At 74.1% G+C, this 16270-nt stretch carries 16 protein-coding genes and 1 tRNA gene; 8 read left to right on the forward strand and 9 right to left on the reverse strand.

Annotation, left to right across the window (positions count from 1 at the left end; all coding sequences use genetic code 11):
• Window positions 1–68: 68 nt before the first annotated feature.
• From ABZW10_RS19295 to ABZW10_RS19305, 3 genes are all read right to left on the reverse strand, one after another.
• A complete protein-coding gene (locus tag ABZW10_RS19295) occupies window positions 69–1850 on the reverse strand; it encodes an LCP family protein (RefSeq protein ID WP_355366892.1) in 1782 nt (593 codons plus the stop codon).
• A gap of 230 nt (window positions 1851–2080) precedes the next feature.
• Window positions 2081–3601, reverse strand: a complete 1521-nt coding sequence (locus ABZW10_RS19300) for a hypothetical protein (RefSeq protein ID WP_355366895.1) — start codon at window positions 3599–3601, stop codon at window positions 2081–2083.
• 34 nt (window positions 3602–3635) lie between these two features.
• Window positions 3636–4472: a hypothetical protein gene (locus ABZW10_RS19305; protein ID WP_355366898.1), complete on the reverse strand. Its 837-nt coding sequence runs from the start codon at window positions 4470–4472 to the stop codon at window positions 3636–3638.
• 203 nt (window positions 4473–4675) lie between these two features.
• Here ABZW10_RS19305 and ABZW10_RS19310 point away from each other — a divergent pair, with 203 nt between their 5' ends.
• Window positions 4676–4957: a hypothetical protein gene (locus tag ABZW10_RS19310; RefSeq protein ID WP_355366901.1), complete on the forward strand. Its 282-nt coding sequence runs from the start codon at window positions 4676–4678 to the stop codon at window positions 4955–4957.
• A 73-nt stretch (window positions 4958–5030) separates the two neighbouring features.
• Here ABZW10_RS19310 and ABZW10_RS19315 read toward each other — a convergent pair.
• Window positions 5031–5103: transfer RNA gene (locus ABZW10_RS19315), tRNA-Lys, on the reverse strand.
• A gap of 401 nt (window positions 5104–5504) precedes the next feature.
• On the opposite strand from ABZW10_RS19315, the gene ABZW10_RS19320 reads away from it, so the two are divergent.
• The 7 genes from ABZW10_RS19320 (at window position 5505) to ABZW10_RS19350 (ending at window position 13130) form a co-directional block, all read left to right on the forward strand.
• Complete coding sequence (locus ABZW10_RS19320; protein ID WP_355366904.1) at window positions 5505–6416, forward strand: aromatic prenyltransferase; 912 nt, start codon at window positions 5505–5507, stop codon at window positions 6414–6416.
• Window positions 6417–6559: 143 nt separating this feature from the next.
• The gene (mvk, locus tag ABZW10_RS19325; protein WP_355366907.1) at window positions 6560–7597 is read left to right on the forward strand and encodes a mevalonate kinase; all 1038 of its coding nucleotides are present in this window, start codon (window positions 6560–6562) and stop codon (window positions 7595–7597) included.
• Window positions 7587–8645 carry a diphosphomevalonate decarboxylase gene (gene mvaD / locus ABZW10_RS19330; protein ID WP_355366910.1) on the forward strand — a complete coding sequence of 353 codons (1059 nt, stop codon included), beginning with the start codon at window positions 7587–7589 and terminating at the stop codon, window positions 8643–8645. Before mvk ends, mvaD begins: the two co-directional genes overlap by 11 nt.
• The gene (locus ABZW10_RS19335) at window positions 8642–9796 is read left to right on the forward strand and encodes a phosphomevalonate kinase (RefSeq protein ID WP_355366913.1); all 1155 of its coding nucleotides are present in this window, start codon (window positions 8642–8644) and stop codon (window positions 9794–9796) included. Before mvaD ends, ABZW10_RS19335 begins: the two co-directional genes overlap by 4 nt.
• Window positions 9793–10884, forward strand: a complete 1092-nt coding sequence (gene fni / locus ABZW10_RS19340; RefSeq protein WP_355366916.1) for a type 2 isopentenyl-diphosphate Delta-isomerase — start codon at window positions 9793–9795, stop codon at window positions 10882–10884. The genes ABZW10_RS19335 and fni overlap by 4 nt, the downstream gene beginning before the upstream one ends.
• Window positions 10881–11942 carry a hydroxymethylglutaryl-CoA reductase gene (locus ABZW10_RS19345; protein ID WP_355366919.1) on the forward strand — a complete coding sequence of 354 codons (1062 nt, stop codon included), beginning with the start codon at window positions 10881–10883 and terminating at the stop codon, window positions 11940–11942. The genes fni and ABZW10_RS19345 overlap by 4 nt, the downstream gene beginning before the upstream one ends.
• Before the next feature lie 3 nt (window positions 11943–11945).
• Window positions 11946–13130 (forward strand): hydroxymethylglutaryl-CoA synthase, encoded by a 1185-nt coding sequence (locus tag ABZW10_RS19350; protein WP_355366922.1) that lies wholly within the window; start codon window positions 11946–11948, stop codon window positions 13128–13130.
• A gap of 133 nt (window positions 13131–13263) precedes the next feature.
• Here the strand turns inward: ABZW10_RS19350 and ABZW10_RS19355 are convergent, their stop codons facing one another.
• Genes ABZW10_RS19355 through ABZW10_RS19375 form a run of 5 tightly spaced genes read right to left on the reverse strand, consistent with a single transcriptional unit; the run spans window position 13264 to window position 16199 of the window.
• On the reverse strand, window positions 13264–13461 hold the full coding sequence (locus ABZW10_RS19355; protein ID WP_355367116.1) for a hypothetical protein: 198 nt from the start codon (window positions 13459–13461) through the stop codon (window positions 13264–13266).
• Complete coding sequence (locus tag ABZW10_RS19360; protein ID WP_355366924.1) at window positions 13458–14129, reverse strand: hypothetical protein; 672 nt, start codon at window positions 14127–14129, stop codon at window positions 13458–13460. The genes ABZW10_RS19355 and ABZW10_RS19360 overlap by 4 nt, the downstream gene beginning before the upstream one ends.
• A 51-nt stretch (window positions 14130–14180) precedes the next feature.
• Entirely contained in the window at window positions 14181–14663 is a 483-nt protein-coding gene (locus ABZW10_RS19365; RefSeq protein ID WP_355366927.1) for a PhzA/PhzB family protein, read from the reverse strand.
• 53 nt (window positions 14664–14716) lie between these two features.
• A complete protein-coding gene (phzG, locus tag ABZW10_RS19370; RefSeq protein WP_355366930.1) occupies window positions 14717–15370 on the reverse strand; it encodes a phenazine biosynthesis FMN-dependent oxidase PhzG in 654 nt (217 codons plus the stop codon).
• Complete coding sequence (locus ABZW10_RS19375) at window positions 15363–16199, reverse strand: PhzF family phenazine biosynthesis isomerase (RefSeq protein WP_355366933.1); 837 nt, start codon at window positions 16197–16199, stop codon at window positions 15363–15365. The genes phzG and ABZW10_RS19375 overlap by 8 nt, the downstream gene beginning before the upstream one ends.
• Between the last annotated feature and the right edge of the window lie 71 nt (window positions 16200–16270).

Genomic DNA, 16270 nt, shown 5'->3' on the forward strand with positions numbered 1-16270 from the left:
CCCGGCGTGTGCGACAGGCCCACCATGGCACGGGCCCGCAGGCGCCGCGCCCCGGAGCGCCCGCCCGCTCAGCCGCCGGAGCCGTAGGTGGTGTTGGCGCAGATGTCGTCGTCGGCCGAGCGGGCGTCGCCGGTCACGCTGGTGGGCAGCGGGGCGGGCGTTCCGGGGGCGGACGGGGCCGCCGAGGAGCTCGCGGCGGCGCTCGCGGCAACCGTGGCGCCGTTGGCCGCCGCGAAGTCCTTGCCGACGATCACGGTGACGCCCGCCGAGGTGCCGGGCTCGACGATCGCGCCGGGGAACACCGCGGCGACCTTCTCGGCGTTCGCCTTCTGCCCGGAGCCGTACTGGACCATGGTGGTCGTGTACTTGGTGTTGTCCGCCCGGCCCCCGGCGGTGGCGGTGAACTTGGCCGCCCTGAGCTGCTCGGTCGCCTTGCCGGCCATGCCGGCGGCGGTGGTGCCGGTGAGGACGGACACCCTGATGTTCTTGTTGGCGGCGTCGGTGGCGAGCGGGGAGGCGGAGGCGGTCACGGCGGCGGTGGCGGCCGGGGTGCCCGGGTCCGCCGGGGCGGTCGGCGGGGCGGCCTCCGCGGGCTGCTCGCCGGTGGCGTTCTGGCCGTCGATGGTCCGGTCGGCCTTGAGGGTGTCGAAGAGCTTGCCGGCGTCCGGCTGGACGATGTCGATGTTCATGTCCTGGGTGCGGAAACGCCAGGGCAGGGTGACGAACTTGAGGTCGTGCAGGTCGATGTTGCGCAGCGACAGGCCGAAGGACATCAGCTTGTCGGCGCTGTCGAGGCCGGGGTCGACGGTCAGCGACTTGGTGGCGGCGTCGGCCAGCGGCAGCATGGTGGTCGGGTTGAGGCCCTGCTTCTTGATCTTGGAGGCCAGCGAGCCGATGAAGGCCTGCTGGCGCTTCATCCGGCCGATGTCGGAGCCGTCGCCGATGCCGTGGCGCAGTCGCACGTAGTCGAGCGCCTGCTGGCCCTCCACCTTCTGCGGGCCCTTCTTCAGGACCACGTTGCCCTTCTTGGGGAGGTGCGGGTTGATGTCGCCCTCGTGGATGTCCTGCGGCAGGCAGACGTCCACCCCGTCGACCGCCTTGGTCATCGCCGAGAAGCCCGAGAAGTCGACCACGATGGTGTGGTCGACGCGAATCCCGGTGAGCTTCTCCACGGTGTTCTGGGTGCAGGCGGGATTGCCGTCGTCGGAGCCGCCGGTGGAGAACGCCGCGTTGAACAGCTGGCTGTTCTCGCCCTTGGTCCACTTGCCGCTGGGCAGCTTGCAGGACGGGATGGCCACCATCGCGTTGCGCGGTATGGAGATGCCGACGGCGTGCTTGTGGTCGGCGTAGACGTGCAGCAGGATCGTGGTGTCCGAGCGGGCGCCGCCCTCCTCGCCGCCGCCGAGGTCGGAGTTGTTCTTGCCGCGGCTGTCGGAGCCGATCATCAGCACGTTGACCGGCTTGTTGCCGTCCGAGTCGGCCTGCGCCTCCGGCGGGCGGTCCGGGGCTATCGCGTCCGCGTCGAAGGACTTGATGTTGCCGTTCAGCTTGTAGTAGATCAGCCCGCCGGTGCCCGCCAGCAGGACGAGCACCCCGGCGGCGGACCAGGCCACGATCTTCTTGGCGCCCCACTTCGGCTTGCGCGCCGCCGCCCTGGCCGCCGCCCGGCCGCCGGGCGCCGCCGGGGGTGCGCCCTGGGCGGCACCGGCCTTGCCCTGGGCGGCGCGGCGGGCCTCGGCACGGCCGCCCGGCCGCGGCGCGGGCACCGCCGCGGAGTTCGCCCCGTCGGCCGTGGCCGCGCCGGACGCGTCGTCACCGCGAGCCGCACCCTCGCCCCACTGACCTGACATGCCTGCACCTTTCACCGCCGGGACGCCGCGCCCCCCTTGGTCCGGACGCGTTGCACACAGAGAGACGGTCGAGGCGGTTCTCGGGTTGCACATACGACGGTCGCAATAACCGACGAACTCCCCCGAAATAACGCCCCCACAGCCCCCCAGCCGGTCCGTCGTCCCCCAACAGACCCTCGTGGATCATACAAAGCGATGATTGCCCCCGGGTGATTCCCGCACCGGAGCGCTCAGCACTGTTCCTTGCCGATCCGGGCGCCGCCGGGGCCGGCAGCGGCGGCCGGCGACCACCGGTCGCGGGTCACGTGGGAGGTCGACCGGCGCAGCGGCGCCGGCGGTTGCGGTGGCCCCGGTGGAGCGGCGGGCTCTCGTGCCCCGGCGTCCGTGACCGGTGGCGGTCCCCCCGGTTCCAGGACCGCGCCGAGCCCCAACACCAGTCGGAACAGAGCCTGTTCGGCGTGGTCCGCGTCCACCCCCCGGCCGGAGTCGAGGAACTCGCTCCACAGCTGGGCGGCTTCGGAGGCCCGGCCGGACGCCTCGCGCAGGACGGCCGGCGCCGGGGAGCCGGTCAGGCCCGCCAGCAACCCGAGTCCCGTCGCGAGGTCCGCCGTCTCGGCGGCCAGGTCCTGCGGCACTCCGGACGGCCCCGCCTTCGGGGGCCGCCCCGCACCGGAACCCCCGACGGCCACCCGCACCTGGGCCAGCTCGCCCGCCAGTTCCCGTGCCAGATCGGCCATCTCCCGGAGCACGCGCTCCGGCAGGACGCCCGCGGGGACGGCCGCTTCGGGCGAACGCCACCACCGGCCCCCGACCTGGGGCTGGGTTCGTCCGGCCACGGCGGCCCGCGCGCCGCCGGGCCAGGGCGCCACCCGGTACGCGGGACGCTCCGGCCCGCCCTGGACCGACCTCCAGCGTTCGGGACCGATGCCCAGGACCCGGCCGTCCGCGTCGCCCAGGGCGGGGAACACCTCGGCGTCCACCACCACCAGGGGCCAGTCCGTGCGCAGCCTGCCGAGCGGAACCGGATCGGCGCCGCGCGACCACCCTCGGGAACGGGCGCGCAGCGGCGGCAGCCGGCTGCCCGCCGCTCGCCGGTCCCGCATCCACAGGGCCAGGCCCGACGAGGGCACGTGACGGGGAACCTCCGGCGCCAACAGACGGAACCAGCGGCCCACCGCCTCCGCGCGCGCCCCGACCGGCAGGGCGGTCACCACCCGGTCCCCCGTCCAGTCGTTGACCAGGTCGTCATCCCATCCGGTGAGCCGGGCAGCGGCGGTGATGACCGCCTCCAGGCGGCGGTGGAGCACCTCGCGCTCGGTCTCGCCGGTCGAGCCGGGACCGAAGTCGATCAGCAGGATGGCGTGCAGGCCGTCCGCGACGTGCGGCTCGGGCCGGTCGGAGCACCCCTCCGGACCGGTTCCCGGGGCGACCGCGTCGGACCCCTCGGACTCCTCGGTGTTGTCCCCGCCCCAGGCGTACTGCTCCGGCCCGACGGCCGGTTCGACGGCTTCCGGATCGAGGTCGGGCGAGAGCGAGGAGTCCGCCAGCGTGCCCAGGAAGCCCCGCAGCCCCGGGCTCAGCGCGCCGATGTCGACCACGGTGAGGCCGTCCCGTGGGGCGAGGGCTTCCAGCTCGGCCACCCAGGCGGTGGTCTCCTCGTCGGCGCCGCCCTCCGCGCACGCCGCCGAGAGTGTTTGCCGGACCCAACGGATCAGGTCGCCGGTGACGGCCTCGGGCATGGGATCGGTCATGAGTGCGTCCTCCTCCGTTCTGGTCTGTCGGGTCCTACTGGCCGGGGTCGAGTTCGGCACGGAAGCGGGCCATGCGCATGGACACGGCGTCCGCGGAGAGGCCGAGCAGCCGGCCGATCTCCGCGTCGGAGAGGCCGCACGACCGTCCGTAGACGATCTGGGCGAGCACGCGGCGCCGCTGCGGCCTCGTGTCCGGCCGCAGCCGGGCGATCAGCCCCTCGGCGACGGCCAGGCCGTGCTCGGCGTCGCCGAAGGCCTCGTCGGCCGCCGGGCCGGTGCCGTAGGCCGACTCGGACGGCTCCGCACCGACGAGCGGTTCGAGTTCCCCCAGCCGGTACTGGCGCAGCCAGCGGCGGTGGACCTCGGGGAAGGCGAGCAGGACGGCGCCGACGAAGTACGAGGCCAGCGTGGCGCCGCCGTCGCAGTTCCAGTCGCCGCCCACCAGGGCGTGCTCCCGGAAGCGGCGCCAGGCCAGCGCGACCGTCTCGCCGACCACCGACTCCCGCTCGTCGACGCGCTTGTGCAACGCGTCGCGCGCGGCCCGGTCGCCCTTGAGCGGCCGGCCGACGTCCAGGCAGCGGCGGTGGATCTCTCCGCTGACGATCCAGCGGTGCAGGGTCCGACGGCCGAGGTCGAGCAGCCGCGACTCCAGCGCCAGGTACTCGGGACCGGACCAGCCGCGGGCCGCGAGCCGGTCCACGAGGGCCTGGTCGGCCTTGCGTCGGGCCAGCCCGTCCACGATCGCCGCCGCCCGGGCGTCGCCGGCGTCCGGCGCGCACGGGTCGGGAGCCGCGGCGAGCCGCGGGGCGGCCTGCGGTATGGGGGGTGGCGTCGGTTGCGGCCGGGCACCGCTCCGCTCGACCTGCACCATCGACCCTCCTGACATCGAGCGCCGCACCGCGCTGCCCTCGACCGGCGTTATAGGCAACCGGCCCCGGTCCGCCAACGGTCCGCCAGAAACCTGTGGTTCCAACGGACTTGTCCGACATCGGCGTGGGTTCGGCGCCCTCCGCGCGCCTATGCCGGTGACGACCGGGTCCGCCGGACCCGGCACCACCGCGCAGGAGTACGACCATGCCGCACCAGCCGCACCCCGCCCCCGCCGCGCCCGGCCGGGCGCTCCCGACCGGCACCGCCGCCTCCGCCCCGACCGTCGAGTCCGTCCCGGCCATCGAGACCGCCCCGACCGTCGGGTCCGGGGCGCCGGAGGAGCCGGCCGCCGCTCCGGTGCTGGACCTGCGGGTCGGCGGGGTGCGCCTGATGCTCGAGGTGCCGGCCCGGCTCCACGTGCTGGCCTCCGGCCTGATCACCTCGGGGCTCGCGGCCGGCCTCGGCTACCTCTTCGCCCACCGCTGAGCACTCCCCGGGACGGCCCCGGGTACGACGAAGGCCCGGGTCGGAGGTGGTCCGACCCGGGCCTTCGCACCGGTGGGGCGCCAGGGGCTCGAACCCTGAACCTACGGATTAAAAGTCCGCTGCTCTACCCATTGAGCTAGCACCCCTACACCGTGGACATCATGCCAGACCGGACCGTGCGGTGCGGCCGAATACGGGCCCGGGGACCGGCCGGCGGACGGGCCGCGGGCGGGCGTGACCCAGGTCACTTTTGCGCGGGCTTGGCCCGGAGCCGGGCGCGTGTCACTATTTCTGCACGCCCACCCTGCCCAAAACCCGTTTCGGGGGCGGGGGTTGAGTGTCACAGCCGCCGGTCCGCGCAGGTCGGACCAGGTCCGCGGCCGACACGAGCACTGGTTCCCCCTCGGTAGTCCGCCACCCGCCCGAGCCGCGGCGTGCGCGGGGGGAGGACCGCGCACGCGCCGCACTCGCACGTCCGCGCCGCCGCACGGCCCGCGACGCGCTGCGCCCCACACACGCACGCCACGACTGGACAGGTGGAGGAAGAATGTCGGAAAGCGCTTTCCTGGAGAACTTCTACACGGCCATCGAGGGAACCGCCCGCGTGGTGGAGGTGCCCTTCGAGCGCGACACGGTCTGGCCGGTCCTCACCGCCTACCAGGACGTGCTGGAGGAGTCGGTGATCTCCTTCCGGGTGCAGAACAGCCCGCGCGGCACCGATGACCTCGACTGCCGGTTCACCATGCTCCCCCGGGGCCTCGACCCCTACGCCGTCGCGCTGGCGAACGGCCTGACCGAGCCCACCGACCACCCCGTCGGCCGGCTGCTGGCCGAGGTGCACGGCGAGCTCCCGATCGACAGCTGCGGCGTCGACTTCGGGGTCCGCGCCGGCTTCACCAAGGCCTGGTCCTTCCCCACCATCGAGCGGCTGCTGACGGTCCGCGAGGTGATGGCGCTGCCGTCGGCGCCCGAGAGCATCGCGGCCCACCTCGACACCTTCGAGCGCTACGGGCTGGCCGACATCGTCAGCACGGTCGGCATCGACTACGGCAGCCGCACGGTCAACCTCTACTTCGGCGGCGGCGCCTCCGGCCGGGTGCCGCGGACGACCTTCGAGCCCGACGGCGTCCGTTCGCTGCTCGGCGGGCTCGGCCTGCCCGCGCCCAGCGACGAGCTGCTGGCGTTCAACGAGAAGGCGTTCGTCATGTACGCCACGCTGAGCTGGGACTCCCCGGAGATCTCGCGGATCACCTACTCGGTGATGACGCCCGAGCCGCTGGCGCTGCCGGTCACCGTCGCCCCGCAGATCGTGCGGCTGGTGAAGGAGGCCCCGTACAGCACCGAGGGCCGCAACTTCGTCTACGGCGTCACGGTCACGCCCAAGGGCGAATACCACAAGATCCAGTCGTACTACCAGTGGCGGCGCCCGGTCGAGAAGATGCTCGTCGCCGAGAAGTAGGACCCGCCGCGGCGGCGCCCGCCGAGGGCCCGCCGGGGACCGCTCCTCGGTCCCCGGCGGGCCCTTCGCCGTCCCGGCACGTGGCCGGGCGCCGGCTGCCGCCGGATCCACTTCCTCACGAGAACTCCGGATGAGCGATCTCCATGCAGAAACGACACGGGGAGCTGAGTTCGTTGTCCCTACCCGCCGCAGCCGAGGGGCTGTCGGAGCAGCGCGGGACCCGGCCGGTCGGCACCGGTCGGGCCCGCGCCAAGGCCATCGTGCTGGGCGAGCACGCGGTGGTCTACGGAGCCCCGGCGCTCGCCCTCCCGATGCCGCAGCCGGCCGTCACCGCCACCGCCGGGTACTCCGCGCAGTCGCCCGCCGACCCCGACGACTTCTCCCTCACCATGACCGGCGACCGGGCCCGGCCGAAGGCCACCCAGGCCTCCGACGGACTGCACCGGCTGACCGCCGAGTTCCGGGCCGTCATGGGCGTGCCCGACACCCTGCACCTCGATGTGATCATCGACTGCGCGATCCCGGTCGGCCGGGGGCTCGGCTCCAGCGCGGCCTGCGCACGGGCGGTGGTCCACGCGCTGGCCGACCTCTTCGGGCGCGAGGTGTCGCCGCAGCTGGCCTTCGACCTGGTGCAGACGGCCGAGAACGTGGCGCACGGGCGGGCCAGCGGCGTCGACGCGATGGCCGTCGGCGCGAAGGCCCCGCTGCTGTTCCAGGCGGGCCGGGCCGAGGAGTTGCCGATCGGCTGCGAGGGCCTGTTCATCGTCGCGGACAGCGGCGTCGCGGGCCGCACCAAGGACGCCGTCGAGCTGCTGCGCCGCGGCTTCGAGGACCGTCCGGGCTCCCGGGCGGCCTTCGTGCGCCGGGCCACCGAGCTCACCGAGACCGCCCGGCTGGCGCTCGCCGAGGGCCGGCCGGAGCAGCTCGGCGCCCAACTCACCGACTATCACGGACTGTTGAGGGACAGCGGGCTGAGCACCGAGCGGATCGACGGCATGGTCGAGGCCGCGCTGGCCGGCGGCGGCCTCGGCGCCAAGATCACCGGCGGCGGGATGGGCGGCTGCGTCATCGCGCTGGCCCGCGCGGAGCAGGCCGCCGAGGTCACCCGCCGGCTGCTGGCCGCCGGCGCCGTCCAGACCTGGTCCGTCCCGCTCGGGAAGCAGGCCGGCCATGGCAGTTGAGCAGCCCGTCGCCGTGCCCGACCACCCGGCCGCCGCCGGCGACGCCACCGCCGTCGCGCACCCGAACATCGCGCTGGTCAAGTACTGGGGCAAGCGGGACGAGCGGCTCGTCCTGCCGTGGACCGACAGCCTCTCGCTGACCCTGGACGTCTTCCCGACCACCACCCGGGTCCGGCTCGCCCCCGGCGCCGCGCACGACGCGGTCGCGCTCGACGGCGTGCCGCTGCGAGGCGAGCCGCTGCGCCGGGTGATCGCCTTCCTGGACCTGGTCCGCGAGCGCGCCGGACTGCCGCTGCGCGCCGTCGTGGAGACCGGCAACACCGTGCCCACCGGCGCCGGACTGGCCTCCTCGGCGAGCGGGTTCGCCGCGCTGGCCGCCGCCGCCGGCGCCGCCTACGGACTGGGCCTGGACGCCACCGGGCTGTCCCGGCTGGCCCGGCGCGGCTCCGGCTCGGCCTCGCGGTCGGTCTTCGGCGGCTTCGCCCTGTGGCACGCCGGACAGCCCGGCCACGCCGACCCCGACCTCGGCTCGTACGCCGAGCCGCTGCCGGTGCCGGTGCGCGCGCTGGACCCGGCGCTGGTGGTCGCGGTGGTCGACGCCGGGCCCAAGGCGGTGTCCAGCCGGGAGGCGATGCGGCGCACCGTCGACACCTCGCCGCTGTACCGGCCGTGGGCCGCGTCCAGCCAGGCCGACCTGGTCGAGATGCGGCAGGCGCTGGACCGCGCCGACCTCGACGCGGTGGGCGAGATCGCCGAGCGCAACGCGCTCGGGATGCACGCCACCATGCTGGCGGCGCGCCCGGCGGTGCGCTACCTCTCGGCGGCCACGCTGACCGTGCTGGACGCGGTGCAGGAGCTGCGGCGCGCCGGGGTGGCGGCGTACGCGACGATGGACGCCGGGCCGAACGTCAAGGTGCTCTGCCGGGGCGCGGACGCCGAGCGGGTGGCCGCGGCGGTGCGCGGGGCCGTCGGCAACGGTGCGGTGCACCTCGCCGGGCCGGGGCCGGGCGTCCGGCTGCTGGGCCCGAGCCCGGACGCGGACGCGTGAGCGGCGCCCGCCCGCCGGTGGTGCGGCGCGCGCCGGGCAAGCTGTTCGTCGCGGGCGAGTACGCGGTGGTGGAGCCGGGCGGCGCGGCGATCCTGGTGGCGGTCGACCGCCACATCACCGCCACCGTCACCGAGCCCGCCGCCGGCCCGGGCGTCCTGCTCTCCTCCGACCTCGCCGCCGCGCCGGTGCGCTGGCGGTGGCGGGAGGGCCGGCTCGACCCGGTCGGCGCGGCGGACCCGGCCCGGACCCGGCGCGAGCTGGCGCACGTCGTCGCCGCGGTCGAGACGGTCGCCCGGCTGCTGGCCGAACACGGCCGACCGGCGCCGGAGTTGGACCTCGCGATCAGCAGCCGGCTGCACCAGGACGGCGTCAAGTTCGGCCTGGGCTCCAGCGGCGCGGTGACCGTGGCGACCGTCGCGGCGGTGGCCGCGTACGCCGGCCTGGCGCTGTCGGCCGAGCAGCGGTACCGGCTGGCCCTGCTGGCCTCGGCCGGGCTCGACCCCAAGGGTTCCGGCGGCGACCTCGCCGCCAGCACCTGGGGCGGCTGGATCGCCTACCGGTCGCCCGACCGGGCCGCCGTGCTCGACCTGGCCCGCCGCCGGGGGGTGGCCGGGGCACTGGCCGAGCCCTGGCCCGGCTTCGCGGTGCGCCGGCTGCCGCCGGTCCCCGGGCTGGCCCTGGAGGTCGGCTGGACCGGCACCCCGGCCTCCACCGCGGACCTGGTGTCCGGCCTGCACCGGCGCGGCCCGCGCGGCACACCCGCCCACCGGCGGTACACGGCCGCCGCCGAGGACGTCGTACGGGCCGCCGCCGAGGCGTTCGAACAGGGTGACCGGCCGGGTCTGCTGGAGCAGATCCGGTGCGCCCGAAGGGAGTTGGCCCGGCTCGACGACGCGGTCGGGCTCGGCGTCTTCACCCCCGCCCTGACCGCCCTGTGCGAGGCCGCCGAGGCCGTGGGCGGAGCGGCCAAGCCCTCGGGCGCCGGGGGCGGCGACTGCGGCATCGCGCTGCTGGACACCGCGCACGGCGGGACCACGGACAGCGGGACCGCGGACGCGTCGCCCGACATCGACCAGCTACGGGAGCGGTGGGCCGCGGCCGGGGTACGACCCCTGGCCCTGCGTCCCGCCCTGGAAGGGAACGAGGAATGATCTCGCAACGCAAGGACGACCACGTCCGGCTCGCGGTCGAGCAGCAGCACGGCCACGTCGGGCGCAACCAGTTCGACGAGGTGTCGTTCGTCCACCACGCCCTGGCCGGCATCGACCGGCCCCGGGTGTCCCTGGCCACGACCTTCGCCGGCCTCTCCTGGCCGGTCCCGCTGTACATCAACGCGATGACCGGCGGCAGCGAGATGACCGGCCGGATCAACCGCGACCTCGCGATCGCCGCCCGGCGGACCGGGGTGCCGATCGCCTCCGGCTCGATGAGCGCGTACTTCAAGGACGAGTCCTGCGCCGGCACCTTCAGCGTGCTGCGCGAGGAGAACCCGGACGGCTTCGTGCTGGCCAACGTCAACGCCACCGCCTCGGTGGAGAAGGCGCGGCGCGCCGTCGACCTGCTGGCGGCCGACGCCCTGCAGATCCACGTCAACACCGTCCAGGAGACGGTCATGCCGGAGGGCGACCGCTCGTTCTCCGCCTGGGTACCGCAGATCGGCAAGATCGCGGCGGGCGTGGACGTCCCGGTGATCGTCAAGGAGGTCGGCTTCGGGCTCAGCCGGGAGACCGTCCTGACGCTGCGTGAGCTGGGCGTGCGGGTGGCCGACCTCGGCGGCCGGGGCGGCACCGACTTCGCCCGGATCGAGAACGGCCGGCGCGACCTGCGCGACTACACCTTCCTGGAGGGCTGGGGCCTGTCCACCGCCGCCTGCCTGCTGGACGCGCAGGGCGTGGACCTGCCCGTGCTGGCCTCCGGCGGCGTGCGCCACCCGCTCGACGTGGCCCGGGCGCTGGCGCTCGGCGCCCACGGCGTCGGGGCGTCCGGGACCTTCCTGCGCACCCTGATGGACGAGGGCGTGGACGCGCTGGTCGACCAGCTCACCACCTGGCTCGACCAGTTGGCGGCGCTGATGACCATGCTCGGCGCGGCCACCCCCGCCGACCTCACCCGTTGCGACCTGCTGATCCAGGGCTCGCTGCGGGAGTTCTGCGCCGACCGCGGCATCGACACCGGGTCGTTCGCCCGGCGCTCCGCCACCACCGCCGCCACCGATGACCTCACGGGAGGCACCCGATGACCGACGAACACGCCGTCGCCGGCGTCCCGATGCGCTGGGTGGGACCGGTGCGCATCTCCGGGAACGTCACCAGCACCGAGACGCACGTGCCGCTGGCCACCTACGAGTCCCCGCTGTGGCCCTCGGTGGGCCGCGGCGCGAAGGTCTCCATGCTCGCCGAGCGCGGCATCGTGGCGACCCTGGTCGACGAGCGGATGACCCGCTCGGTGCTGGTCGAGGCGACCGACGCGCAGACCGCGCTGGCCGCCGCCCGCTCCGTCGAGGCCCGCTTCGAGGAGCTGAAGGAGGTGGTGCGCGGCTGCAGCCGTTTCGCCGAACTCGTCGGCGTCCGGCACGAGATCAACGCCAACCTGCTGTTCGTCCGGTTCGAGTTCACCACCGGCGACGCCTCCGGGCACAACATGGCGACGCTCGCCTCCGACGTGCTGCTGCAGCACCTGCTGCGGACGGTCCCGGGCATCTCCTACGGCTCGATCTCGGGCAACTACTGCACGGACAAGAAGGCGACCGCCGTCAACGGCATCCTGGGCCGCGGCAAGAACGTGGTCACCGAGCTGCTGGTGCCGCGTGAGGTGGTCACCGGCGTGCTGCGCACCACGGCGGCGAAGGTCGTCCAGCTGAACGTCCGCAAGAACATGCTGGGCACCCTGCTGGCCGGCGGCATCCGCTCGGCCAACGCCCACTTCGCCAACATGCTGCTGGGCTTCTACCTGGCCACCGGGCAGGACGCGGCCAACATCGTCGAGGGCTCGCAGGGCGTGGTGATGGCCGAGGACCGCGACGGCGACCTGTACTTCGCCTGCACCCTGCCGAACCTGATCGTCGGCACGGTGGGCAACGGCAAGGGGCTCGACTTCGTGGAGAGCAACCTGGTCCGGCTCGGCTGCCGGGCCGACCGCGAGCCGGGGGAGAACGCCCGCCGGCTGGCCGTCATCGCGGCGGCGACCGTGCTCTGCGGCGAGCTCTCGCTGCTCGCGGCGCAGACCAACCCGGGCGAGCTGATGCGCGCCCACGTCCACCTGGAACGCGGCAAGGCGACGGAGAAGGTCGGGGTGTAGCGCGTGTCCACGAGTACCACCGCCACCGCGGTCGGCATCCACGACCTCTCGTTCGCCACCACCGAGTTCGTGCTGCCGCACACGGCGCTCGCCGAGCACAACGGCACACCGGTCGGCAAGTACCACGTGGGCATCGGCCAGCGGTCGATGAGCGTGCCGGCCGCCGACGAGGACATCGTCACCCTGGGCGCCGCGGCCGCCGCCCCGATCGTCGCCCGGCACGGCGCGGACGGGGTCCGCACCCTGGTGTTCGCCACCGAGTCCTCGATCGACCAGGCGAAGGCCGCCGGGGTGTACGTCCACTCGCTGCTCGGGCTGCCGTCGGCGACCCGGGTCGTCGAGCTCAAGCAGGCCTGCTACGGCGCCACCGCCGCCCTGCAGTTCGCCCTCGGCCTGATCCACCGCGACCCCTCCCAGAAGGTCCTGGTGGTGGCGAGCGACGTCTCCAAGTACGACCTGGACAGCCCCGGCGAGGCCACCCAGGGCGCCGCCGCGGTGGCCATGCTGGTCACCGCGGACCCGGCGCTGGTGCGGATCGAGCCGCCCTCGGGCCTGTTCACCGCGGACGTCATGGACTTCTGGCGGCCGAACTACCGGGACGCCGCGCTGGTCGACGGCCAGGAGTCGATCGGCGCCTACCTCCAGGCCGTGCAGGGCACCTGGAAGGACTACGCCGAGCAGGGCGGCCGGCCGCTGGAGGACTTCAGCGCCTTCTGCTACCACCAGCCGTTCACCAGAATGGCCTACAAGGCGCACCGCCACCTGCTGAACTCCGCCGGGTACGACACCGACGAGACGGCCGTCCAGGAGGCGCTGGGGCTGACCACCGCGTACAACGAGGTGATCGGCAACAGCTACACCGCCTCGGTGTACCTGGGCCTGGCCGCGCTGCTCGACCAGGCGGAGGAGCTCGACGGGCGTTCGGTGGGCTTCCTCAGCTACGGCTCGGGCAGCGTCGCGGAGTTCTTCGCCGGGACGGTCGTGCCGGGCTACCGGGCGCACCTGCGCACGGCGGAGCACCGGGCGGCGGTCGAGCGGCGCCGGCCGATCGGCTACGACCGCTACCGCGAGCTGCACCTGCGGTCCCTGCCGACGGACGGCGGCGACCATCCGACCCCGGAGCAGACCACCGGACCGTTCCGGCTGGCGGGGATCAGCGGGCACAAGCGCCGCTACGAGCGGCGCTGACGGCGCGTCTGGTCCCGACACGGAGCACCCGCGGATCCGTTGACGGGCGGTGTTGCCGCCCGCCCGGCAGCGGATCCGCGGGGTTGTCGGTGCTCAGGTGCTCAGGTGCTCAGGTGCCCCGGTGCCCCGGTGTTCAGCTGCTCAGCTGCCCGGGCCGGCGGCGCAGGGCGATCGCGGTGAGCTCCTCGATGTCGAACTCCGAGCGGCCCGGCGTCCCGTACCGGGTGATCTTCCCCCGGCTGACCCACTTGCGGATGGTCGCCTCCGAGACGCCCGCGGCGAGCGCGGCGACGTTCGTCGGCACCAGCCGGTGGCGGGGCGGACGGCTCAGACCGCCGCCTCTCGCCGCTGGTCCATGAGATGCCGTAGCGTGAGCCATTCGCGTATCCCCCATGAGTGTCCGGACGAGCAGCCGATGCTGCTCCGTCCCCCGGTGTGCTGCTGCGGTGAGGTGTCGATCGTCCCCGGGCAGCCGTCCACCACGCAGTCCCTGGTGGACGGCGCGGGGCGGTCGGCGGCCTCGGGGTCGATCGCGTTGAGCAGTTCGACCCGCAGCTCCTCGATCTCGTCGGCGAACTCGGCGGCCGGCGGCTGCGCGGTGAGCCAGTCCAGGTGACGGCCGAGGAACCGCGCCAGGTGCGGCACGGAGCGGATCCCCGTGGCGGCGCCGGGCGGCTGGGCGCCGAGGCGCTCGCTGCCCAGCCGCTCGGTGCCCAGCCGCTCGGCGGCGAATCCCGACCAGGACTCCAGGATCGCCACGATGTTGTTGCGGGCGTCGATCGCCGCCAGGTTCAGCCGGTCCCGGCGGCGGGTCCCGGAGACCCTGGTGGGGTTGCGCCGCCGGGGCTCCGACTGGATGTGGTGCAGGCACTCCCGGTGCAGCTCCGGGAGCGCCCGCAGGGTGCGTTCCAGCTGTCCGATGCACGGGGCGCAGAGGACGGAACCGGCGGCGGCGGGGATCGCCCGTCCGTGGTTCCTGGGACACGAGTGGAACTCCATCGAATCTCCTTGGTGCGTGCGTGCGACACCCGGATTCCCTTGGCCGGCCGGTCAGTCGGTGGGAATCCAGTCCCGCCGGATGTGCGGGGTCTCGATGCCGAGCGACTTCATGTGCTCGATCGGGTTGGTGTACTCGCGGCTGGCGGCGATCAGGCCGTCGCGCAGCGTGAAGCCGTGGATGAAGTGGTTGCGGTAGCGGCCCTCGGGATAGCCGGGGAACCGGATCGTCCCCTCGCCGTCGCACTCGACCATGATGAGGTCCGGGTCCTGGGTCTCGTAGAGCCGGACGTCGGACCACTGCCAGTCGGGCAGGACCTCGAGGGAGAGCTCGTTGTGGCGCTTCAGCTTCTCCCGGCCGGTGACCACGATGGGCCGGCCGATGTCGGTGTAGAAGAGGGCGGCGGTGCCGTCCTCGGTGTAGAGGGTGTACCGGCGCAGCCGGGCCTCGGGGCCGGTCTCCAGGTACTGCTCGACGGCCCGCCGGTTGCGGGCGCGCAGGTCGTGCCGGTCGGTGAAGATCTGTGGCGAGGTCATGACATCTCCGGGGCGGTGGGCGGGGTCGGCGCGGAGGGTGCTCCGCGCGGGGGTCACGGCTGGAGCCGGCTGATCCCCCAGCCGTCGGCGGTGCGGTCGTAGCGCAGCCGCTCGTGCAGCCGGTCGGTGCCGTCGGCCCAGAACTCCACGACGTCGGGCACCAGTTCGAATGCGGTGTAGGACGCGGGGCGGGGCAGCGGCTGCCGCGGGCGGCCGAGCTCCAGCGCCTTGGCCCGGATCTCCTCGAAGTGCTCGAGGTCCTCCACCGGCCGGCTCTGCTGCGAGACGGTGGTCATCGGGTGGGTGAACACCGCCCGGGCGGCCCACAGTTCCTCGGCGGTGGTGTCCGGCAGCTGCCGCACCGGCCCGGCCAGGATCACCTGCTGGCTGGTCTCCCGCCAGTACAGGACGCCGGAGGCCCAGGGGTTCTCCGCCAGCTCCCGGCCCTTCTGGCTGCCGGCGTGGGTGGCGAAGACGATCCCCCGCTCGGTGATCCGGTTGATCACCAGGATCCGGGACGAACTGCGGCCCCGGGCGTCGGCGGTGGCCAGCGCGAGGGCGCGCGGCTCCCGCACCCCGTGCCCGGCCGCGGCGGCCAGCCAGGAGTTCAGCAGGCCCATCGGCTCGGCCGGCGGGGTGCGGAACTCCGGGAAGTCGACGACGACCGTCCCGGTCAGCGACTCGGAACGCCTCGACAGGTCAGACATGCAGGACTCCTTCGATGGTGATGACGCCGTGGCCCGAGACCTCGACGCTGTCGACGCGGTCCCCCTCGCCGTGCACCAGGGCGCCCATCGGCGAGGGGCGGCCGATCTCGACGCCCTGGGTGATCTCGATGCGCTGCCCGTAGGCACCGAGACCGTGCCGGGCCAGGTGGATGGCGATCGGACCGGCGGCGGAGCCGGTCGCGGCGTCCTCCACCACCCCGTACGCGGGCGAGAACATCCGGTTGCGCCAGACGGTCCCGGCACCGGCGATGCAGTTGGTGGCCATGTCCGGGAACCGGGCCAGCGCCCGGTGGTCCGGGTCCACCTTGGACAGCGCCTCGACGCTCTCGAAGCCGACCAGGACGTGCCGCGGGCCGTTGCGGTAGATCTCCACCGGGAGCGTCGAGCCGCTCACCCCCAGCGCCCAGAGCAGTTCCTCGGCCCGGTCGAACGGCTCCCAGACCGGCACCGGCTGGCGCATGCTGGTCGCGACGGTCCGGCCGCCCTCCCGCTCCAGCTCGAACGGGATGACGCCCATCGCGGTCTCGATCCGCAGCGTTCCGGCCTCGGTGCGGTCGCCCAGGGCGATCGCGGTGCCGAGCAACGGGTGTCCGGCGAAGGGGAGTTCGTTCACCGGGGTGAAGATCCGCACATGGTGGTCCCCGCCCTCCCGGGGGGCGAGGACGAAGGTGGTCTCGGAGAGGTTCATCTCCCGGGCGATGCGCTGCATCTGGTCGGCGGACAGGTCGTCGGCCCCGAAGAAGACCGCCACCGGGTTGCCGGTGAGCGGCCGGCGCGCGAAGGCGTCGACGACGACGTACTGGTGCATGGGTCCTCCCACTCGTCATTGGGAACGCGGGGGCACCGCCGCGGCGGCCGTGCAGAGCGGGCGCGGCAGGC

It is taken from the genome of Kitasatospora sp. NPDC004723, from assembly GCF_040609255.1.
In the GTDB taxonomy this organism is placed as follows: domain Bacteria; phylum Actinomycetota; class Actinomycetes; order Streptomycetales; family Streptomycetaceae; genus Kitasatospora.